Below are 23032 nucleotides of genomic sequence, written 5' to 3'. Positions count from 1 at the left end.
AATATTGGCAGGACTTTCGATTTTACTGAACACTCTTCAACTGCTCTCGGAATATTCAATAGATGAACTGAATGAAATCGCAACAATTGCATTAAGTACCTAAAGATGTGTAGATACCTATGTTTCTAAAGAGGGGTTAGGGGAGATTTAAAAGATTGTTTTTCTATGCTAAAACGGTGATTTATTCACCGTTTTTTTATCTCTGACTAGACTATTGAACGAATTGCTTCAGCCAATTGCGCTAGTTCTTGATCATCTGCTCTTTGCGCATCATGCGATGAAATATAACCTTCATAGGCATTGAAATATTTGTCGATTGAAGAATTCACGGGTTGCCAATTCTCATGTATGCCTTTGGTCTGATGCATCGGAAATAACTTGGCATGCACATGATCAACACCAAAACCTTCAAAAATCATCCCTGTTCGGCCCACATCCTCAAAATAATGATCCAGCTTTAAGGCCACTTGTTTGGTATATAGTATCAGATCTGTCAGAACCTGATCCTCCAGTTCGAATGCGTAGCTCGAATAATGCTGTTTTGGGGTGACGACAGTCGCGCCCAAAGTATTGGGAAAGATGGTCAGAAAAGCCATAAACCTGTCATTTTCATCAATCAAATGACAGGGTATTTCACCCTTGACGATTTGACAGAAGATGCAGTTTTCACTCATTTTAAATACTCCAAAAATTTTATAATTTTTTATTTATTTGAATAAATGGCACTGATGATGTTTTATAAAAACTACATCTCGAAATTATTTTTTAATTTTAAGCCGCACGCTTATACCATTTAAACCTCTGCCACCGCATTGCGTCCTTTAGCCTTTGCCGCAAACAAAGCATCATCTGCATTTGACAATAAAGCTATCCAGGAGCCAGCACCAATCGCCACGCCAATACTGACCGAAACCTTAATCTCATCTCCTGCTGCAGTCACAATATGGCGCTCAGCCACTTCAGCCCGAATGTTATCTGCCACAATCAATGCCTGCTCCATCTGGATATTTTCAATCAGTACCAGAAATTCATCACCACCATAACGCACCAGCAAATCTGTAGCACGGACATTGGCCTGTAAACGCTCGGCCACCAGTTGAATCACCTGATCGCCAATAATATGCCCATATTGATCATTCACCTGTTTAAAATGATCAATATCAATAATCATCAAACAGGTTTGGCTCAATTGACCCGGCTGATTTTCCATAAAACGGATATATTCTTCCAGCGCGAAACGGTTGGCCAGCCCGGTCAAAGAATCGGAATGGGCAATATTTTTTAAACGGAATTCTAGGGCATCACGTTCTTGCAACATTTTTTGCAATTTCTGAATGGCCGCAAATAAAGAATCCGAATGATTCGCTGCCCGTACCTGTGCTTCAACTGGTTGACGACCCGAGTTTTTAGCTAGGCTCAATAGCAGGTGACGCGCCTGAATCAGTGGCAAAAATACTTGTTTGCGTGCAAAGACCATGGTGGAAATCGCGGTGAGTAATGAAATCAGTGATACCAACACGCTCCAGATCAAACGCTGCATATTGCTGTTCATTTCCTGAATAGCGGCATCTCTGCTGTATTGCAGTAGGTAAGTTTGCAGGTCCACCACAGTCGCAAATTTATCTACGATCGCTTCAGTCAGCTCTGTTCCGCTCAAACGGTAGTCACGTTGCTCCAGACTGTCACTGATCAGCTCACTCACAATCGGTAAGCCCTGCTGAATAAACTCAGTTTCTACCCGTCGATGTAAACGGATGAATTCCTCAGTCTTATCTTGAACAGGTTGAATGGTATCAATCAAGGCCCACAAATAACGCACCTGATGTTGGGTCTGTAAAGAGCGGGTAACATTTTCAGTGGGAAGCGGAGCTTCAAAAGTCACATGCGCCATGATAGACGAAGCCACACGACCGGCCTGATCGCGTAAATCAGATAAAAATAGAATCTGGCTAATATAGTTATTCAGATGGGTGGATGAGCTATCTGAAGCCAACGCCACGTCACGCAAAAGTTCACGACAACTTTCCCAGGCAGCAAACATCGCCAGAATTGCCCGATCAAGTTCTTGCGCACTGCGTTGCTGACGTGGCATCCGGGTATAGGCATCGACCTGTGCACGTCCTTTTTTCAGACTAATTTCAAGCTGCGAAAGTTGCTGACTCAGGTTGTTAAACCCGACCTCCGTCAAGACATCCGCTGTCTGGGACAACTGTCGATCCACCTGCTGACGATAGCTGATTAACTCTTGTTGGTATTGTGCAAATTCTTCGACAGAACTGGACATAGCTTTATTGGCAGGCGCACGTTCACGCGAAATTTTATTCGCCAGATCAGCAACCTGCTGTAAAGCATTCAGTTGTTGATAGGTTTGTCTGGATTTTAAATAACTTTGACTGCTACTGACGATTAAAGGAATACAGATGCAGAGTAAACATAAAATAATAATCGACATCGACCAGTACAAACGTTTACTGATCCACTCAGAGCGTAAGGTATTCATGCTGTTGTATTACGCCCCAATATGACAAGCAACGCTAAATAGATTGATTATTATACAAATAAAACAGGATTATCTTAAAGCCTTTAGTCTTACTTAACTTATGTTTTTAATGAATTTTTATCATCTATTATTTTTCAGATAGTTAATTTGGTTCATTTGAAACTTTAGTGCAGGGATTCGTGACCACAGCTCCCTATAATTTCTTACAAAAACAAGGGAATTTGAGCAGCTAAAAAAATATAAAAACTTGCTTTCTGCACTATTTACACCTGCAACAAATAGGTGCATAATGCACCGCATTAGGGCGAGTTAAATTATTCCTCAGCAGATATTTTAGTCTACCCGCAAATTTTGGCGAAAAAACCCCGATTTTCTATGAAAATCGGGGTTTTTTTTAGCTATTAAATTTTAGGCCTATATTTTTACTTTTTATTATGCACTATTTTGGTGCTTAAAATTATTATAATATTTCTTCTCCTCATCTTGTTTTGAATTAAAGGTTTTTTCAGAAACAGAATGATCTGAAATAAAAAATGCTGGACAAAAAAAAGCCCAACCTTGGGGAAAGCTGGGCGATAAAACAAAAAATTGTGGAGAATCAGGCTAAATCACGATGAAAGTGTGAACTCTAACTTGATTTTCATATTATGTAAAATTCTCCTAAAAATGTAAAGTCGATTGCTTCAGTCAAGATTATAAAACATGCCCATTTAGCTCAAAAAAAAGACAACTACTCTAAAACCCAAGCTGGTTGTGCTCTAAAATCAAGCAATCCAATCAAGACATGATGCGCTAGACATCTCGCACTTCTTGACACATTTATGAATTAGCTCACCTATTATTAATTGTTTTAATAGATAAAGATATTCAATTTAATCGTATTAATTGATTTAAATAGCAACACAATTCCTCCTTAATCCTTAGCCCTGACTCTATATTTAAATTCTAGCTTTTTGTTATAAAAGATTTTTTATCCAAAATGGCTTCTGAGCCCAATACTTGAATTTTACACAAAATTAATACAATGATTTAGCTTAAAAAAAATAGCGATTTCGAATTGGATTGACTTAATAAATTGTTACAATACAATGTGTTCCAAAGTTGTACACATCTTGTAACAAAACGGTAAATATCATGAAAAAACTCGGTTTAGCCACTGCTTTATTATTAGCCATGACCGGTGCTCAAGCATATCAATTTGAAGTTCAAGGTCAGTCAGAGTTCATCGACAACACTGCGAATGAACAAGACTTCACTGGTGCAGTTCAAGGTACTTACTATTTCAACAATGTTGATGCTTCTAAAGGTCCTTTAGCTGAAGCTGCTTTTTTAAACCAAGCATCTAATGTTTCTGCTGCTTATACATACGGCGAAGACGGACAAGAATTTGGTGACCGCACTGTGCACCATACTTTCGGTGTAAAAGGTGAAGCGTATATTCCGACTCAAGTTGTTCCTGCTTATGCAAGCGCTTCTTATAGCCATACCATCGCGGATAACAAAGCGGGTAAAGCAGACGACAATGGTGACCGTTATGCATTAGAATTAGGTGCATTACTAATCCCTAACTTCTTGGTTGCTGTTGGTTATACCAGCGTTGCTGACCAAACTTCTTATGATGCTTTCAACATGTTTAACAACGGTGTTATTAAAGCAGGCTTAGAGTCTCAAACAATCAATGGAGACCAAGACGCAATCACTGCCCGTACAAAATATGTAGGCGCGATTGACGGTACTAACATGTCAATTGGTTTTGAAAGTGGCTTAGTTTATGGCGAAGATACTGCCTACAACTTAGGTACAACTCTTTTCCTTAACCCACAGTTAAGCGTTGGCGCATCTTATATGGAATCTAGCTTTGCTGGTTCTCCAGACAAAGCTTGGGGCGCGAACGTTAACTACTTCATCACTCCTGCTGTTGCAGTTGGCGCATCTTATGTAAATGCTAACTACGAAGCAAATCTTGCGCAAACTGCTCAAGTTCGTGATACTCAAACGATTGGTGTAAATGCCAAATTCCGTTTCTAATTTCTGATTAGATGCTGAAGTAAAAAAGGACGCGATATGCGTCCTTTTTTGTTAGCAATTTAACTACCGATTAAAGGTTGACCTTTTGACTTTTATTCATGAAAATTCAAATGTTTTTTCATTAACTTAATTGGAATGCGTATGAAAAAAGTTTATTTAGCATCAGCATTATTACTTGCTGTGACAGGTGCCCAAGCCTACCAAGCTGAAGTACAAGGTACTGTCGGCTATTACGATGCTGAACTTAACGATGGTAACTATAACGTTGGGGTACAAGGGACTTATTATTTTAAAGATGTCGACGCCTCTAAGGGACCATTAGCTGAAGCTGCTTTCCTGAATCAAGCAAGCAGCATTTCTGCTGGCTACAATTTTGGCCAGCTGACTGCCGATATTAACCGCACAGTTAATGTGAATGGTAACCGAGTTACGATAAATGAAGAATTTGATGCAGAGCAGCATTCTTACGGTATTAAGGGTGAAGCCTATATTCCTACAAGTGTTGTGCCGGTATATGCAAGCGCATCTTATAACCACTCTAAAACTGACGCTAAAAACGATTTCACCGCTTCAATTCAAAGTGATGATTCTGGCGATCGTTATGCACTAGAGCTGGGTGCCATGGTTTTACCAAACTTCCTGATGGCGGTAGGTTATACCAATATTGCTGCTACAGAATCCTTAGATACTTTCAACATTTTAAATAATGGCCTGATGAGTGCAACTATGGAATCGCGCGCTATTCGCGATAAGAAAGATGCAGTCACCGCACGAACTAAATATGTAGGTCCAATCGATGGCACTGACATGGCAATCGGTTTGGAAGCCGGTTTAGTTTCTGGCGAAGATACGATGTATCAACTGAAAACAGATCTTTATGTAACGCCTAAACTGGGTCTAGGTGTTTCTTATACAGACGGCAGCTACAAGAGCTCTACCGTGCCGACCTCTGCAGTTGGCGTAAATGCAAGCTATTTTGTGACTCCAGCAGTATCACTGGGCGCAAGCTACGTTTATGCTGATGGTGAATACGGTGCGAATGATGCACACCTAGGTGCCCTTAATGCCAAATTCCGTTTCTAATTTCTGATTAGATTCTGAATCAAAAAGGACGCATCTTGCGTCCTTTTTTATTGTTTTATGACTTCGTTTACTCAGGCGTACGTACCAGACTTAAGAAGTGCAAATGACGTTCATATTGGTCAATGATGTCCTGTAATAGATCTTCTTGCGTCCACTCCATCACATCATAGCCCTGTCCTCCTTCTCTTAAAAAGACTTCTGCCTGATAGGAATCTACTCCCGCATTCTCCAGTTCAGACATAAAGCTTGGACTTAAAGTCTGAGTCGCATTGACCTGATAGATAAAATTAATTTCATCCTGATGATCAACACGGAGCTGTATACCGTCTTCTAGCGGACGAATCGTCACTTCTAAGCGGCGCCGTTTCAATTCACTTTGAAAGCTGAGAAATGCCTTATTCACTGTATTATGAATATACTGCTGCACCTCTTCCTGAGTGTGCGGATAATGCATAATCAGGCCTAATCGCTGTTGCCAGCTGCGTGGATTCTGGATTGCACGCGGGGTGATCCGTGCGGCTTGCAGCGCATGCATTTTGGTGACATCCAGATGTAGGGCTTTGATTAATCCCCAGCACATCAGCAGCATAATAAATGTAAATGGCAAGGCGCTCATGATCGTAGCCGATTGCAAGGCCTCTAAGCCACCAGCCAGCAAGAGGATGATAGCCAATAAAGCCATGAGAACTGTCCAGAACAGACGCTGCCAGGTCGGTGAATTATCACTTTTGGCTGTCAGATAATCAGTCACCAATGCCCCTGAATCGGCAGAAGTTACAAAGAACAGCATTACCAGTAAAGTTGCAATGATACTGGTCACTGAGCTGAAGGGCAGATTATTCAGAAACTCAAACAGGGCCACTGACGAATCACGCTGAACCGCCTCTAATAAGCCAGTATTGGCTTCATGCATAATGCTATACAGCGCGGCATTGCCCATAAAGCCCATCCAGATCAGGGTAAATCCGGTCGGAATCAGCAGTACACCAACAATAAACTCACGAATACTACGCCCTTCCGAGACCCGGGCAATAAACATCCCGACAAATGGCGACCAGGAAATCCACCAGGCCCAGTACATGATGGTCCAGCCCCCAATCCAGCCACTGGGCTGATAGGCATACAGATTAAAGGTCATGCTAAACAGATTAGAGACATACTGGCCGGCATTCTGAATAGTCGTCTGTAACAGATAAATACTCGGACCCGCCACAAAGACAAAGATCAGCAACAGCAGTGCAAGCACCAAATTTAGTTCAGATAAACGTTTAATTCCTTTATCTAATCCAAAAAATACGGAAGCCGCTGCCATGGCACTCACTACAATGATCAGGATCACCTGAGTGCTAGGTGCCTGTTCAACACCAAACAAGTAATTCAAACCTGAATTGATCTGTGTGACTCCGAAACCCAGTGTGGTGGCGACACCAAATACTGTACCAATGGTGGCAAAGGTATCGACGCCATCTCCAATTGGGCCATAGATCTTTTGACCGATCAGCGGATACAATGCCGAACGGATTTTTAAAGGTAATTGATGCCGATAAGCGAAATAAGCCAAGGAGAGGCCAACAAGCGTATAAATGGCCCAGGCATGTAAGCCCCAGTGGAAAAAGGTGACCCGCATAGATTGTTGTGCAGCCAGTACAGTTTCCGGTTCACCGGCAGGTGGCGTAACATAATGCATCACCGGTTCGGCCACACCAAAGAACATCAGTCCAATTCCCATCCCTGCGGTGAATAACATCGCAAACCAGGAGGCACTGCTATATTTCGGTTGACTATGGTCGGGCCCCAGTTTGATTTTGCCCATATCCGACAGGGCAATATAAGCCAGAAGGATGATAAATATCGCCACCGACAATACATAGAACCAGCTAAAGGAAGTGGTAATCCACTGGTTCAGTTGCTGGGTGAGAACTGAAAAAGCATCGGGTGCAAATACGACCAATGCTAAAAATATCGCAATAATGGCAACAGTACTGATAAAAACATTTGGATTAATATTGGCAAACCAGGATGGTTTTGTGGAAGGCATACATCCTCCATTTTTTAAAAATTGGATCGACGAACAGCGTCAAATAATTATTGGTAAGGTCAAAATGATCAGACAGATTCAATCTATGGGAGCTAAATCTCCTGCTATTTTAGGATGTGACACAAAATAAAGCCGTTAAGTTACTGTAACAAATACAATAAAAGGATGAGCCTCATTACTCAGGCGGGTTTTCTCTATTTTTCACGTTCTTTTTATGCGGTAGACGTGCGATATATTGCAAGGCAATTAAGCGGGATACAATCAGCGCCAGATACATCACCCCGACAAACATCTGGATAATGGCCAGCATCCGTGCGACCGGACTGACTGGCATTATATCGGACAGTCCTGTTGCAGACTGTACACTGAAACTGAGAAAAATCAGATCCAGCCAGGTTTGATAGGCTTGCAGATCGGGGGCCGAAAAGCTGTGCGGCACCAGCAGCTGGCAGATACTGTAGAGGAATGCAAAGCCCCAAGCCAGCAAGGTAAATACTGCGCCAGCGGCAAAGAGTTCATCCTTGGTCAGATAACGGTCATGGAACATATAACGCAAAAGGCCATAGGCTGCACTGAAATAAGCACAAGCTTCAAACAGGTTGGCGATGATATGGACCCAGGTATAACGCAAGCCCAGCACGATCAGAGAGGAAAACAAAATCGCGCCGGCGACAAAGCTGAGTCCTAAAATGGTAAACATCGGGGTCTGGCGAATAACCCTGGCAATCACCAGTAGAACCAGAACACCGAGCACCCAGGTTCCCGCCCGATAAGACACGCTTTCATAACTCAATACCGACAAGATCAAGATCAGCAATTGCAGGCATAGCAGCCATGCCGAAGGCAAATGGGTAAAGCTGTTCCAGAACTGCTGCAGAGATTGCTTCATAATGCCCCTCTTGTTGCTATTGTTGTTACTATCTTCATGTAGGGAACACATTGTTATTGTGAGCAGCTTTTAACATAGCATGCTCAAAGCCGCTTGCAGATATTCGATTTGTATGAAAATTACTGAAATAACACTGCACAAATCCAGCCAGCTCAATTCAATACGGCGTTTATCCTAAAGAAAAAACTTGATTATATCTCCATAAAAAAAGCCCCTGATGGGGCTTTTTTAGCGTAGCGCAGATCTTAGTGATCCGATGCGCCTGAGATACCAATACCAGTTTGTGAGCGTACAAACTGCGCATCAAAGGCTTTGCGTTCTGCCTGAGCCTGTGCCGAATTATCCGTCACAGAGAACAACCAGCAGCACAAGAATGACAATGGCATCGCGAAGATTGCAGGACCATTGAACGGGTTCACTGGTGTATCAGAAATACCCAAAGTATCGACCCATACTGCTTTAGACAGCACAATCAAGGTTACTGCTGTTACAAGACCTGCAACACCACCAATGACTGCACCGCGTGTCGTCAAGCCTTTCCAGAACATAGACAATACCAGTACCGGGAAGTTGGCACATGCCGCAACCGAGAATGCCAGACCGACCATGAAAGCTACGTTTTGTTTCTCGAACAGAATCCCGAGAATCATCGCGAAGATCGCAAGACCTAAAGTCGCGATTTTAGACATACGTAGTTCAGATTCAGGCGTGGTTTGGCCTTTCTTCAAAACGTTGGCATATAAGTCATGCGAAATTGCTGAAGCACCTGACAGGGTCAAACCTGCAACGACTGCAAGAATCGTGGCAAATGCGACTGCAGAAATGAAGCCCATGAACAGGTCACCGCCCACTGCATCAGACAGGTGCACCGCCGCCATGTTGTTACCACCCACCAGCTCAAGCTTGCCAGTCACAGCCATTTTTGCAACATCAAGGAATTGCGGGTTATTCGATACATATAGAATCGCACCGAAACCAATGATGAAGGTGAGCAGGTAGAAATAACCAATAAAACCTGTAGCAACCACTACTGACTTACGCGCTTCTTTGGCATCTTTTACCGTGAAGAAACGCATCAGGATATGTGGAAGACCTGCTGTACCAAACATCAATGCCAGACCTAAAGAAATCGCATCAATTGGATTAGACGCCAGACTACCCGGACCCATGATCTTAGTGGCATCTGTCAGGCTTAAATCATGTACTTTTGAGTAGACACCAATCGCCTGTTCAAACATGTTGGTAAAGCTGAAGCCCACGCCTTTCATGACCATGAATGCCATAAAGGTCGCACCAGACAGCAACATTACCGCCTTGATGATCTGTACCCAGGTGGTCGCCAACATACCGCCGAAGATGACATAAGCCATCATCAGCAAGCCAACGATCACGACTGCAATATTATAGTTCAGACCGAATAGAAGTTTGATCAGCTGACCTGCACCCACCATCTGTGCAATCAGGTAGAACGCAACCACAACCAGCGAGCTTAAAGCAGCCAAGGTACGTACCGGTTTTTCCTGCAAGCGGAAAGATACTACGTCTGACAGGTTATATTTACCCAGGTTACGCAGACGTTCTGCCACCAGGAACAATACGATCGGCCAACCGACCATAAAGCCCAGTGAATACAGCAAGCCATCAAAGCCTGACAAGAACACCATCGCGGAAATACCCAGGAATGATGCGGCTGACATATAGTCACCGGCAATGGCCAGGCCATTCTGGAAACCAGAAATACCGCCACCGGCCGTATAGAAATCTGTGGTGCTGGTGGTTTGTTTCGCTGCCCATTTGGTAATGAACAGTGTTGCACCTACGAAAATCACAAACATGATAATCGCGTGCCAGTTGGTCGCCTGCTGTTCTGCTGCACCCAGATCAGGACCAGCGAAAGCCATACCTGAGGCCATTGCGGTTGCAGCAAGGGCAATAAGAGAATTCCATTTCATCTTAGTGGTGTCCTTTTTCATGCGCAATCGCTTCGACTTCACGGATTGCTTCTTCAGTCAATTGATCAAGTTTATTATTGGCAATGTAGGAATACACACCACACAAGATAAACGACAAGACAATGATACCCAAACCGAGTGGAATACCCCACGTGGTTACACCACCTGAAATTGAAGACAATAGAAATTCTTTGTTGTAACCAACCAGCAACATGAAACCTACATAGACAAATAGCATGATTCCGGTCAACGTCCAGCTAAGCATACTTTTCTTGTGGACCATTTCCTTGAATTTTGGATTCTGTAGAATTCGATCTACTTGCACCTCATCCATAATTACACTCCTGTAGCCCAACCTTGGGCCGACTATTTTTTAATTCGAATTATCACTGTTACAAATTAACAAGAATCGTAGGTGCTTGTAATTTAGACTTTGGTCGTTAAAAAATGATCAATTTAAACCGTCGCTTTCGTGATGCGCTATCATAGCGGCATGCTCAGTACACATCAGGCTATATGAACAGTTGGCTTATCATAGGGGTACTCGCCCTCTATATCGCATTACTCTTTATCTGCGCTTTCTACGGGGAAAAACATGCCAGCCGGCTGAGTACCCGTGGGCGCATGCTATTGTTTAGTTTAACTTTAGGAGTGTACTGCTCCTCCTGGACCTTTTATGGCGCCACCGGTGCTGCGGTACGTGAAGGGATTATTTTCCTGCCGATCTATCTGGGTCCGCTGCTCTTCGTTGCCGTCGGCTATGACATCTGGCGCCGTCTGGGACGGGTACGCCAGCATCATGCCATTTCCTCGATCGCTGACTTTGTCGCAGCACGCTATGGTAAAAGTGGTCCCCTCGCCTCGCTGGTAACCATTCTGGCAGTGGTGGCGATTGTGCCTTATCTGGCCTTGCAGTTACGTGCGATTGCCCTGAGTGCCGCTGTCATTCTTGAACCTTCCGCAGGTGTAACCGGCACCACCAATGGCGTGCTTTTTCTGACTGGGGTTCTGGCGATACTGGCGATGATGTTTGGTACCAGGCAGATTGCCAATACTGAACAGCATGGCGGCCTGATGCTGGCCGTGGCATTTGAGTCTTTTGTCAAACTCTTCGCCCTGCTGGCAGTTGCCTGTTTCTTTATGTTTGAAGCACCAGAGAATCTGGCACAGATCAGTACCGATATCAGCACTACTTTTCATGATGTACAGCTATTTGGTGTGCCACAAAGCTTCTGGATCCAGACCCTGCTGGCGGCACTGGCCATTATCTGCCTGCCGCGCCAGTTCCATGTGGCGGTGGTTGAGCTGCGTGATGAAAAACATATCCGCGGTGCGCGGCGCTGGTTCGCGGTCTATTTGATTCTGACCACCTTGGCGATTATTCCCATTGCCAGCTGGGCGCTACATGCTGCACCGCAATATCTGGCCATTCCGGATGTAGCGGTACTGTCCTTGCCACTTAGCTATAACCAGGACTGGCTCACTTTATTAGCCTTCTTGGGTGGTTTTTCTGCCTCTACCGGGATGCTGCTGGTGTCTTCCGTGGCACTGTCAATCATGCTCAGTAATGACCTGATCATGCCGGCGTTGTGGCGTTTAAAGCTGATTTCCAGGCATGACAAACGCTTACCGCTGGTACTGAAATTTACCCGCCGGGTCTGTATCCTGGGTGTGATGTTGATGGGCTTCCTGTTCTTCAACTTCTTTAATGATATTGACCAGCTCTCAGTGTTTGGTCTGTTGGCGTTTAGTGCTGTGGCACAATTCGCTCCGGCACTCATCGGTGGACTGTACTGGCGTGGCGGTAGTAAACAGGGCGTTTATGCTGGACTGCTGACTGGTTTTGCCTTGTGGGCTTATACCCTGCTGTTTCCAACCATTTTGCGCAGCCTGCCCGAAGCCTATAGCAGCTTTAGCCAAAGCCTGCTGAATCAAGGTCCTTTTGGCTGGAACTGGTTAAGACCTGAAGCCCTGATCGGTTTTGAGTCTTTTGATCCGCTGACGCATGGAGTAGTTTGGGCACTGGGCTTAAATACCCTGCTGTATATCTGGATTTCCCGTATTTTCCGTCCGAGTATTGCCGAACAGATTCAGGCCGAAAGTTTCTTCTATTATGAAACCAAGCCACTGCCATCGCAGAGTCCTTCTACCGAGGTCAGCTATTCGCATCAGGATGTCGCCCGTTTAAAAGTCGGCGATCTGATTACCCTGGCTAAACGCATTACCGGAGAAGGCCCAACCACACGCGCTTTCCAGCAGTTCTGTACCCAAAACAGTGTTGAGCTGAATGAAAACAGCAGTGCCAATGGCATGTGGTGGCGCTTCACCGAACAGTATCTGGCGGGGACCATCGGGGCAGCCTCGGCACGTACCCTGCTCACCACAGCCATGGTCAACAATGGTCTGGCATTGGGTCAGGTCGCCAATATTCTCGATCAGGCCTCGCAATGGCAACGTTTTAACCAGAACCTGATCATGACCATGATTGATCACATGACCCAAGGGGTCAGCGTGGTCGATGAAAACATGTGTCTGGTGGCCTGGAATAATCAGTATCTGAAACTGTTCGATTATCCGACCGATATTGTCTATGTGGGTTGTCCGATCGCCGACCTGATCCGTTATAACGCTGAACGTGGTGAATGTGGCCCGGGTTCGGTGGAAGAACATGTCCGTAAGCGGATTCACTGGATGCAGGTCGGCAGTGCCCATGAATTTGAACGGATTCGTAAAGATGGCCGCGTCATTCAGATGCGCGGTAATCCGATCGAAGGCGGTGGTTTTGTTACCACTTTCGCCGATATTACCGCTTTCCGTGAAAATGAAGCCGTGCTTGAAGCACGGGTTCAGGACCGTACCCAGCAGCTGGCCGATGCCTTGTCTGAACAGCAACTGGCACGGGAACAGGCAGATAAGGCCAATATGTCAAAAAGCCGCTTCATTGCTGCCGCCAGTCATGACCTGTTGCAGCCGATGCATGCTGCGCGTCTGTTCAGTACCGCACTTGAACAAAGTGTACAAAATGACGAAGACCGCAAGACCTTGCAACAACTGGATCGTGCCTTGCATGGTGCAGAAAGCATGCTGTCTGCCCTGCTGGACATTGCCCGACTGGAAGGTGGGACCATTCAGCCGAAACGTCAGGCTTATCCACTGCATGACCTGCTGAGCGATCTGGAACTCCAGTTCAAATCCATCGCTGCACAACGTGGCATCAAGTTCAGTGTGCATGATGCGCAGTTCTGGATTGATACTGATCCGCAATGGATTCGCCGGATTATCCAGAACTTTGTCAGCAATGCGCTGCGTTATACCGCCAAAGGTAAAGTGGTGGTGGGTGTGTTACGTTCGAGTAGCAGACCCCATCATATTCGTATTGGCGTCTGGGATACCGGCCCGGGCATTGCCGAAGAACAGCGCATCAAACTGTTTCAGGAGTTTGAACGTTGCGGCCACACCTCTCCCTGGGGTGAACAAGGTCTAGGCCTAGGTCTGGCGATCGTACAACGCATGACTAGCATGCTGGACTATCCGGTACATGTATCTTCTGCGCTAGGCAAAGGCTCCTGCTTTATGATTGAAGTGCCTGTGATTAAAGCACCGAAAGTCGTCGCAGCACCGGTTCAGGCCGTACCTTTAAAGAGCAAGGCCTTTAAGATTCTGTGTCTGGACAATGATGAAACCATTCTGGAAGGCATGTCGACCTTATTGACCAAATGGGGTTATCAGGTATTTAAAGCCACCGAACCTGAGCAAGCAGCCATGCTGATTCAGCAGGAAAATATTCAGGTCTGGCTGGTGGATCAGCATCTCAACCAAGACAAGATTGGTCTGGATTTCATTCTGGAACATCGTTCGAAGGATATTCCGGTCGCCTTGATTACCGCCGACTCCGATCCGGAATTGCCGCAACGTCTGAAAGAGCTGAACATTGTTCTGCTGAAAAAACCGCTGAAACCGGCATCATTACGTTCATGGTTATCTGGACTGAAAATTTCCGATTCCTAAGTGGATACTGATCTGATCAATGCCCATTTCAGACCTTGAAATGGGCATTTTTTATACTCAACTGCCACATAAACTTACCTAGGTTGCATAAAATTTATTCTGATGTGCCAAAAGCAGTATAAACACCTTAAATACGGCGCATTCAATTGACCAAAATGCTCATTTTTTAATTCACTATGGCAAAAACTGACGAATGTATTAATGTACATGTGTACACTTAGTTACAATTACTTATCTTATTGTTTTTAATAAAAATTAAAGAGTAATTTTCCACTACTATAACTTTAGTCGTATTTTTTATCCCCTGCACTTGGCTCTAAAAATAGAGGAATAAGAAACGATCAGTTTCCATCTCATGCAGCCTTATTTTTTTTGGTCACTGGTCTATTTCTGCATATCGGAGTTCTTCACATGAACATAGATCAAAACCATGGCCTGAATCAGACCCAGCAGTTTCACCGTCAATATGGCGCCAATGCCTTATTGCCAAGTATTGACTGGGCACAGATCTTTAAATACAGCAAGCTGAATGATACCCAGTATCAGGCACTGGAAACGCTGTATCAGAGTGCAGTCCCTCTGGCACTGCAAGTCTTTGATGAATTACATTTTGATGTCTTTGAACCTTATGCCTACAAGCCGCAAGGTCTGGGCCTATTTGAAAAGATTGCTGAACAGGAAGACAAGCTGATTCAGTCTTTAGAAGCCGAAACAGAGGATCTTCCGGCAAAAACCCGTCATCAGATCTGGAGCATGTTGCTGCGTGGTGGCGCGGTACTGGTCTTTAAGGCGTGGCTGGGTAAAGTCAAAAATGAAGAAGATTGCCTGGACACCAGCCAGTTCGACGAGCTGTCTGATCTGTTATTTATCAAAACCTGCCCACATGAGCTGGCGCAACGTTTACATGTCGACCCGAATACACGCGAGGAACATGTCTTCCTGATGTATGACAATAAAGTTTATCTGGATCGTTTTAACAGTCTGGAAACTGCAGCGCTGTTTGTGGATCTCGGTGTTTATGATGCGACTTTCCTGAGTCTGCGTGATGATCGCGTAGCGGAATATCTGAAATCGAAGGGTTATGTCACCGAAGAGCAGATTGATGAATTGCAATGTGCCTTAAATCCTTTGTTTTGTGATGATTTCACCCGCAAACAGGATTATATCGCCTAGCCTATTCAGGCCTTTGCACTCAATTTTGTAGATTTCGCCCATAAAAAAGACCTCCAAGGAGGTCTTTTTTAATTCGGCTATGCAGAACTTACATTTTGCGGTCTTCAATATTCAGTGCATTAATGGCCAATACCGCTTGCGTCCGGTTCTGTACACCTAGCTTACGGAAAATTGCAGTCACATGCGCTTTAATCGTCGCTTCTGACACATCCAGTTCATAAGCAATCTGCTTGTTTAATAAACCTTCAGCCACCATCATCAATACCCGGAACTGTTGCGGCGTCAAAGACTGGATCCGTTCTGCCAAAGCCGTTTCATCGGCAGCACGCGGATCGAAGTTCATATTGGCTGGCAGATTTGGCGGTAACCAGATTTCACCTTCCAGCACTTCACGAATCGCTTCACCGATATGGCTCGGGTGGGCAGATTTAGGAATATAGCCCATCGCACCATGCGCGATCGCACGCTGAATAATGCTGACTTCTTCATGTGCAGACACGACAATAATCGGTAAAGACGGATATTGTGCGCGGACATGCACCAGGGCAGAAAAGCCGGAAGCGCCCGGCAGGTTTAAATCTAGCAGCACAAGATCAGGCTCAGGGCCATTTTCTAGACGTTCATAAAATTCATTGACTGCCGCAGTTTCATGAATCTGGGCTTGTGGCAGGCTATAACGTACAGCTTGAATCAAGGCATGACGAAATAGTGGATGATCATCAACGATTAAAATATTCATAGGCAACGTGAGAAAGATCTTGGCACGGTAGCCCCTATTCTAACCACACAACCCGGTTAAGGATATGCAAGACACTACAATTTTTAAAATAATATGCAGTTTTTCTTCAAAATTGCCCATTTTTGCACTATTGCAATAATTGTTTAATTCTCATCACTTTTTTATATATCACTTATTCCTCACTGAAAAAGCTTATACTCATTCAATATAAATATAAATATCAATAACTTACACATAAAATCTCCCTTAAGAATCAGGCCTTTGTCGTATATTGCAAAATCAGATAACTTTTCAGCTTTTCGTTATTTTACACGCCTTCGCTGAATCGGGATTAATAGGGTCATTCCGAGATTATCCCTATTTTTCAGGCTCTAAATATGTCTAATTTTAATGCGCAAAAACCCTTAAATATTGTTGCCGTATCTGGCGGTTTAAATCATCCTTCAAAAACCGAAGCCTTGGTTCAGGCCATTCTGGATGAGCTGGGTGAAGCGACACCAATCAATGTGCATTTCATTAAATTTAGCGAAATTGGTTCGCTCTTGGGTGGCGCGATTTACCGCAATCAATTGCCGCAACGCGTTCAGGATGATCTGGCAGCCGTAGAAGCCGCAGATGCGCTGATTGTCGGCACTCCTGTGTACCGCGCTTCATTTACCGGCCTGTTCAAGCATTTCTTTGACTTTGTCGAGCAAACGGCGCTGGTGGATGTTCCGGTATTACTGGCGGCTTCCGGTGGCAGTGACCGTCATGCGCTGGTGCTTGAACATCAACTGCGTCCTTTATTCAGCTTCTTCCAGGCACAGACTTTACCGATTGGAGTCTATGCCACCGACCGCGATTTCACCCCTGCATATACCATTCACAGTGAATTGCTCCGCGACCGGATTACCCTGGCTGTGGCGCGTGCATTGCCGATTCTTGAATGGGCACCAGCCAAGGGACAACGTGCTGAAGTGATTAAAGAAAAAACCATTCAAGCGAGTCAAAATCTGGGCATTAACAAGCAAATTGAACAAGAAGAAGTATTGCCTTCAGCAGCCGTGCCGAGCCTGGATGCCGCAGAATCACGTTTACACAGCAAGAAAGCACCAAAGACTCAAGTGGCTTGAACACAGCATTACAAAGGGTGATGAATATGTCGAATGATAAAAATATCGTATTTGCCTATTGGGTGCCGAATGTCAGTGGTGGCCTGGTGGTCAGTAATATCGAGCAGCGCACTGACTGGAGCTATGACTATAACGTACGTCTGGCACAAACCGCTGAACAGGCAGGTTTTGATTATGCACTGACCCAGATCCGTTTTACCGCCGGCTATAATGCAGAAAACCAGCATGAATCGGTCAGCTTCAGTCATGGCATTCTGGCCAAAACAGAACGCCTGAAAGTCATTGCCGCGATTCTGCCGGGTCCATGGAAGCCGGCACTGGCTGCCAAACAGTTGGCGACGATTGACCATCTGACCAATGGCCGGATCGCGATCAATGTGGTCAGTGGCTGGTTCCGCGGTGAGTTTGATGCCATTGGTGAAGAATGGCCGGAACATGACGAGCGTTATGCCCGTTCGGAAGAATTTATCCGTAGCCTGAAAGGGGTTTGGACCCAGAATAACTTTAATTTTGAGGGTAAATATTATCAATTCAAAGACTACACCCTAAGTCCGAAACCGTTACAAAAACCGCATATTGAAATCTTTCAGGGCGGCAGTTCCCGGGCAGCACGTGATATGGCTTCTCGCGTATCTGACTGGTACTTCACCAATGGCAATACCCCGGAAGAGCTGAAAAAACAGATCGATGATATTCGTGAAAAAGCCAAAGCAAATCATCACTCGGTGAAAATCGGCGTGAATGCCTTTGTGATTGCACGGGATAGCGAAGAAGAAGCCCAGGCCGTATTGCAGGAAATCATTAGCAAGGCCAATGTGCAGGCGGTGAAATCCTTTGGTGAAGCCACCCGTGAAGCCGGCGCAGCAAGTCAGGAAGGTGAAGGCAACTGGGCCAAATCCACCTTTGAAGATCTGGTGCAATACAATGACGGGTTCCGCACCAATCTGATCGGGACACCACAGCAGATCGCTGAACGGATTATCGAACTGAAAAAAGTTGGCGTAGATTTGATTCTGTCAGGCTTCTTGCACTTTATTGAAGAAGTCGAATATTTTGGCCAGAAGGTGCTGCCTTTGGTCCGTGAGCTTGAAGCACAACAGGCAACGCCTGTGCAGCAAGAAGAAGCTGAGCCCGTATAATAATTCCAATAAATCTCAGCAGATTCACTCCCTCCCTCAAGGCTCGGCTTGGGGGATTTTTTTATGTGATAAAATTGTTGTCTGGCTAGGTTTAAAGCCATCAATTCCTTAAAATTCTGCAATAACGACTTTCTAAGAATTTTAACAATGCAACTGATCTGGTTTCGTCAAGACCTCCGCATTCATGATCATGCCGCGCTCTGGCATGCCACCCAGCAAGGCACCTGTATAGCACTGGTGGTTCTCTCTCCCGAACAATGGAAGCTGCATCAGGATGCCCGGATTAAAATCGTTTTTTATCTGCGCCGCCTCAACGTCTTAAAGCAGCAGTTAGCGCAGCTGAATATTCCATTAATCATTTTAAATGTTCCCTTATGGCAAGACCTGCCGGCCGAAATGCTAAGCCTGTGCCAAAAACTGCAGATTGATACGCTACATGCCAATATTGAAGTGGGTGTGAATGAACTGCAACGTGATGCACAGGTACAGCAGATGCTAGAACAGCAGCAGATCCGGGTCGAGCTGTATCATGATCGCAGCCTGTTTCCACTGACCAGTATCCGCAATCAGTCCAATCAACCCTATCAGGTCTATAGCGCATTCAAGAAAAAATGCTATGAGCGACTGATTCAGGATATACCGGGCTGCTATCCTGCCATTCAGCCTCAATATCCGCTTGAATTACCAGACCAGCTGACCAGCTTTGATTTGGGAAAATTTGCGGTTGATTATAAGGTCGATCATGCTGCCCCGCTCTGGCCTGCAAAAGATCAAGCTGCTTTTGAGCTGCTCGATGATTTTATCGGGGAGAAAATGGTTCACTATAAAACCGAGCGAGATCTACCTGCAGTCGATGGTACTAGCCGCCTGTCACCGTATCTGAATATGGGGATCCTCTCGATTCGCCAATGTATGCAGGCCCTATTTAAGGACGGATATTTCCAGATTGATGATGAGGGGCAACAGACCTGGCTGGATGAACTGCTCTGGCGTGAATTTTATCTGCATACCCTGTTTGATTTTCCCCGTGTATCCAGGCATCAGCCTTTTAAGGAAAATACCGATAACATCCAGTGGCGCAATGCACCTGAAGATCTGGCTGCCTGGCAACAAGGACACACCGGGATTCCGATTGTCGATGCCGGTATGCGGCAAATGCGAGCCACTGGCTGGATGCATAACCGGGTGCGCATGATTACTGCGATGTTTCTATGCAAAAACCTGCTGATTGACTGGCGCTTGGGAGAAAGCTGGTTCATGCAGCATCTGATTGATGGTGATCTGGCGGCGAACAATGGCGGCTGGCAATGGTGTGCTTCGACCGGCATGGATGCCGTGCCCTATTTCAGGATTTTTAATCCGGTCAGTCAGTCACAGAAGTTTGATCCGAATGGAGATTATATCCGTCAATGGGTGCCGGAACTGGCGCATCTGGATGCTAAATTTATTCATGAACCTTATGCCAAAAATCCGGATCTTGAACTGGATTATCCAAAACCGATTGTGGATTTAAAAGCCTCTCGTATAAGAGCGATTGAGGCGTTTAAGCAAATTTAAAACCAAACTTGTTCATCGGGAATGAAAATAGCCTCCAGTAAAGGGGCTGTTTTATTTTCAGATCAAGAATAAAAACTTGGATCAGGTACTTTTCCGGTCAGCACCCATTCACCCACTTCCTGATACTTATAATCTACCGGATCATGCAAGGTCTGGGTGCGGACATTGCGCCAGAAACGGTCCAGATTTAGCTTGGCCGTGGTGGCCCGCGCACCCATCACCTGGAAAATATTCTGGGTAATATAGAGAGAGGTATTGGTTGCGGCAATTTTGGCTGTGGCAATGGCAACCGAGACTTCTCCGCGCTGCTCAGCTGTTAAATGATTTCCCAGATCCCACGCTGTCTGCAAAGCTTGAACCGCTTTAGCTGTCAGTAAGCGTACACCTTCCAGTTGTACATAAAACTCAGCGAAATGCTTCTGGATAAAAGGATCATTCACCGCATCGTCTGCCAGTGATTTGGACCAGGCTTTTTGGGTCTGTACACCCTGTCTGGCGATTTCAAACGCTCCTTCTGCCACGCCCAAAAACAGATGCACGAAAATCAGTTGAGCAATCAAAGGTCGTAGACTGGAATACGGCGTACTCAGTGGACCGGGATTTAACAGCAATTCATCTTTATGAATTTTGACCTGCTCAAAATGGCTGGTACCACTGTCGGTCTGGCGTTGGCCCATATTGTTCCAGTCGCCCAGAAAGCTCACGCCCTCTCGCTGGGTAGGAATCACACCAATCAGCAATTTTCTTGCGTCGTTATAGCCTGAACACAGCAACATATCCGAATCGATCGAACCCGAGCAGAAGCTTTTATCGCCATGAAAAATATATTCGTTTTCTGAAACTTTTGTGGCTGTGGTGCGATGATCTAGCGGATTTAGAGTATTACCCCAGAACAGATTATTTTGGGCAGTCTGTTCAAACCACGGGCCATATTGTTCCGCTTGGGAAAATAATTGCACGGTCGCAATCAGTAAATGGTGAAAGCCATAGACATGCGCCAATGAACTGTCCACTTGGGCAATAATTCGAATGGTGTTAAAAATGGTCTGCCAATCTGCTTCCTGACCGCCATACTGCTTCGGAATAGACAAACCGAGCAGGCCACTCTGACGAATCAAGTCACGTTCGGCTTTGGGATTCCCACCTTGCCGATCCCGCTCTGCTGCAGTCTGGGCAAAAGTTTCAGCCAGTTGCCGGGCAATCTCTAAGGGCGACTGATCGAGATATGATTGTCGTATATTCATTGTTTTTGGACCTATATTCAGCATGGCTTGAGCTTAGCAGATCGCAGCCTATCACTATATCCGAAAGCATGCAGAGCTTATTCTCGATATAAAAATACCGGCAGAATGCCGGTATTAGAAAAGCTTAAATTTAAGCGTTATTACGCTGTACTTCTGCAATCAGATGATCCACTACATGTGGTTCAGCCAAGGTCGAAGTATCTCCGAGACTGTCCAGCTCATCGGCTGCAATTTTTCGCAAGATCCGGCGCATGATTTTGCCGGAACGGGTTTTTGGCAGAGCCGGCGCCCAGTGCAAGGCGTCTGGAGTCGCCACTGGCCCGAGAATCTTTCGTACCCAGCTGACCAGTTCCCCACGTAATTGATCTGAACTGGCAACATCAGCCTGCAAGGTCACAAAGGCACAAATTCCCTGACCTTTAATGTCATGCGGCATACCGACTACAGCGGCTTCAGCTACCGATTCATGCGCGACCAATGCACTTTCAATTTCTGCTGTACCTAAACGATGTCCGGATACATTCAGGACATCATCGACACGACCGGTAATCCAGTAATAACCATCTTTATCGCGACGCGCCCCATCCCCGGTAAAATAGGTACCGGGATAGGTCGAGAAATAAGCCTCGATAAAGCGCTCCGGGTCTCCCCAAATAGTGCGCATCTGACCCGGCCAGGAATCTTTAATCACCAGATTGCCCTCAGCTTCGCCCTCTAGTTCCTTGCCATCAGCATCGACTATGGCCGGTTGTACCCCGAAGAAAGGCCGTGTTGCAGAACCCGGCTTTAAATCAGTCGCCCCCGGTAATGGTGTAATCATGAAACCGCCCGTTTCAGTTTGCCACCAGGTATCGATGACAGGACAGCGGCTTTCACCGACCACGGTGTAGTACCAGTTCCAGGCTTCCGGATTAATTGGCTCACCGACCGATCCTAAAATTCTTAAGCTACTGCGGTCACTTTCCCGCACAAAAGCATCGCCCTCACGCATCATGGCGCGGATGGCAGTCGGTGCAGTGTAGAGAATAGTGACGTTATGCTTATCGACAATATGTCCGGTACGCGCCCAGCTTGGATATTGCGGGACTCCTTCAAACATCACGGTGGTGGTCCCATTCGAGAGTGGCCCATACAGCACATAGGAATGTCCAGTGATCCAGCCGACATCAGCAGTACACCAGAACACATCATCCTGCTTGATATCAAACGCTTCACGGAAGGTGCAGTTGACATAGGTCAGATAACCGCCAGTGGTATGCATCACGCCCTTGGGCTTGCCGGTGGAACCTGAGGTATACAGGATAAACAGCGGATCTTCGGCATTCATCGGTTCCGGTGGACAAATGTCATTCACTGACATAATTTCCGTGTGATACCACAGATCACGCCCTTCCTGCATTTCAATCGGATTACCGGTGCGGTGTACCACCATTACATTTTGAATCGAGTCTGTACCCGCCAGTTTCAGTGCTTCATCGACATTGGCTTTCAGTGGAATGGCCTTACCGCCGCGCATGCCGGAATCGGCTGTAATCACCATTTTCGCCTGACAGTCTTCAATCCGGCTGGC

The 23032-nt window shown here is 45.7% G+C and carries 16 protein-coding genes; 7 read left to right on the top strand and 9 right to left on the bottom strand.

The window, feature by feature from the left end; all coding sequences use genetic code 11:
- Positions 1-206: 206 nt before the first annotated feature.
- Positions 207-674 (bottom strand): HIT family protein, encoded by a 468-nt coding sequence (locus WAK81_RS06040; protein ID WP_422196104.1) that lies wholly within the window; start codon positions 672-674, stop codon positions 207-209.
- A gap of 119 nt (positions 675-793) precedes the next feature.
- Entirely contained in the window at positions 794-2500 is a 1707-nt protein-coding gene (locus WAK81_RS06035) for a diguanylate cyclase (RefSeq protein ID WP_422196103.1), read from the bottom strand.
- Between the two features lie 1134 nt (positions 2501-3634).
- On the opposite strand from WAK81_RS06035, the gene omp33-36 reads away from it, so the two are divergent.
- Both omp33-36 and WAK81_RS06025 read left to right on the top strand, forming a co-directional pair.
- A complete protein-coding gene (gene omp33-36 / locus WAK81_RS06030; RefSeq protein WP_422196102.1) occupies positions 3635-4528 on the top strand; it encodes a porin Omp33-36 in 894 nt (297 codons plus the stop codon).
- Between the two features lie 141 nt (positions 4529-4669).
- Positions 4670-5611, top strand: a complete 942-nt coding sequence (locus tag WAK81_RS06025; protein ID WP_422196101.1) for a putative porin — start codon at positions 4670-4672, stop codon at positions 5609-5611.
- A gap of 67 nt (positions 5612-5678) precedes the next feature.
- On the opposite strand, the gene WAK81_RS06020 is transcribed toward WAK81_RS06025, so the two are convergent.
- From WAK81_RS06020 to WAK81_RS06005, 4 genes are all read right to left on the bottom strand, one after another.
- Positions 5679-7649, bottom strand: a complete 1971-nt coding sequence (locus tag WAK81_RS06020; protein WP_422196100.1) for a BCCT family transporter — start codon at positions 7647-7649, stop codon at positions 5679-5681.
- A 175-nt stretch (positions 7650-7824) separates the two neighbouring features.
- Complete coding sequence (locus tag WAK81_RS06015; RefSeq protein WP_422196099.1) at positions 7825-8538, bottom strand: ion channel; 714 nt, start codon at positions 8536-8538, stop codon at positions 7825-7827.
- A gap of 245 nt (positions 8539-8783) precedes the next feature.
- Positions 8784-10490, bottom strand: coding sequence for a cation acetate symporter (locus WAK81_RS06010; RefSeq protein WP_253160293.1), 1707 nt, complete (start codon positions 10488-10490; stop codon positions 8784-8786).
- A gap of 1 nt (position 10491) precedes the next feature.
- Entirely contained in the window at positions 10492-10824 is a 333-nt protein-coding gene (locus tag WAK81_RS06005; RefSeq protein WP_396469548.1) for a DUF485 domain-containing protein, read from the bottom strand.
- Between the two features lie 182 nt (positions 10825-11006).
- Here WAK81_RS06005 and WAK81_RS06000 point away from each other — a divergent pair, with 182 nt between their 5' ends.
- Together WAK81_RS06000 and WAK81_RS05995 are read left to right on the top strand one after the other, a co-directional pair.
- Entirely contained in the window at positions 11007-14498 is a 3492-nt protein-coding gene (locus WAK81_RS06000) for a PAS domain-containing hybrid sensor histidine kinase/response regulator (RefSeq protein ID WP_422196098.1), read from the top strand.
- A gap of 411 nt (positions 14499-14909) precedes the next feature.
- Positions 14910-15671 carry a hypothetical protein gene (locus WAK81_RS05995; RefSeq protein WP_422196097.1) on the top strand — a complete coding sequence of 254 codons (762 nt, stop codon included), beginning with the start codon at positions 14910-14912 and terminating at the stop codon, positions 15669-15671.
- 88 nt (positions 15672-15759) lie between these two features.
- Here WAK81_RS05995 and WAK81_RS05990 read toward each other — a convergent pair whose 3' ends face one another.
- A complete protein-coding gene (locus tag WAK81_RS05990) occupies positions 15760-16410 on the bottom strand; it encodes a response regulator (protein WP_004281370.1) in 651 nt (216 codons plus the stop codon).
- A gap of 377 nt (positions 16411-16787) precedes the next feature.
- Here WAK81_RS05990 and msuE point away from each other — a divergent pair, with 377 nt between their 5' ends.
- The 3 genes from msuE (at position 16788) to WAK81_RS05975 (ending at position 20218) form a co-directional block, all read left to right on the top strand.
- Entirely contained in the window at positions 16788-17522 is a 735-nt protein-coding gene (gene msuE, locus WAK81_RS05985) for an FMN reductase (protein ID WP_071850260.1), read from the top strand.
- 26 nt (positions 17523-17548) lie between these two features.
- Positions 17549-18661, top strand: coding sequence for a dimethylsulfone monooxygenase SfnG (gene sfnG / locus WAK81_RS05980; RefSeq protein WP_422196096.1), 1113 nt, complete (start codon positions 17549-17551; stop codon positions 18659-18661).
- Positions 18662-18808: 147 nt separating this feature from the next.
- Positions 18809-20218 carry a cryptochrome/photolyase family protein gene (locus WAK81_RS05975; RefSeq protein WP_422196095.1) on the top strand — a complete coding sequence of 470 codons (1410 nt, stop codon included), beginning with the start codon at positions 18809-18811 and terminating at the stop codon, positions 20216-20218.
- A gap of 62 nt (positions 20219-20280) precedes the next feature.
- Here WAK81_RS05975 and WAK81_RS05970 read toward each other — a convergent pair whose 3' ends face one another.
- Positions 20281-21462 (bottom strand): acyl-CoA dehydrogenase family protein, encoded by a 1182-nt coding sequence (locus tag WAK81_RS05970; RefSeq protein WP_422196094.1) that lies wholly within the window; start codon positions 21460-21462, stop codon positions 20281-20283.
- Between the two features lie 130 nt (positions 21463-21592).
- Positions 21593-23032, bottom strand: a 1440-nt coding sequence (acs, locus tag WAK81_RS05965; protein ID WP_422196093.1) for an acetate--CoA ligase, incomplete at its 5' end; no start/stop codon positions are given.

This window comes from Acinetobacter sp. (assembly GCF_049284435.1).
Classification (GTDB): Bacteria; Pseudomonadota; Gammaproteobacteria; order Pseudomonadales; family Moraxellaceae; genus Acinetobacter.
Note: the sequence above shows the minus strand (reverse complement) of the source record. Positions and strands in the feature narration are given on the sequence as shown.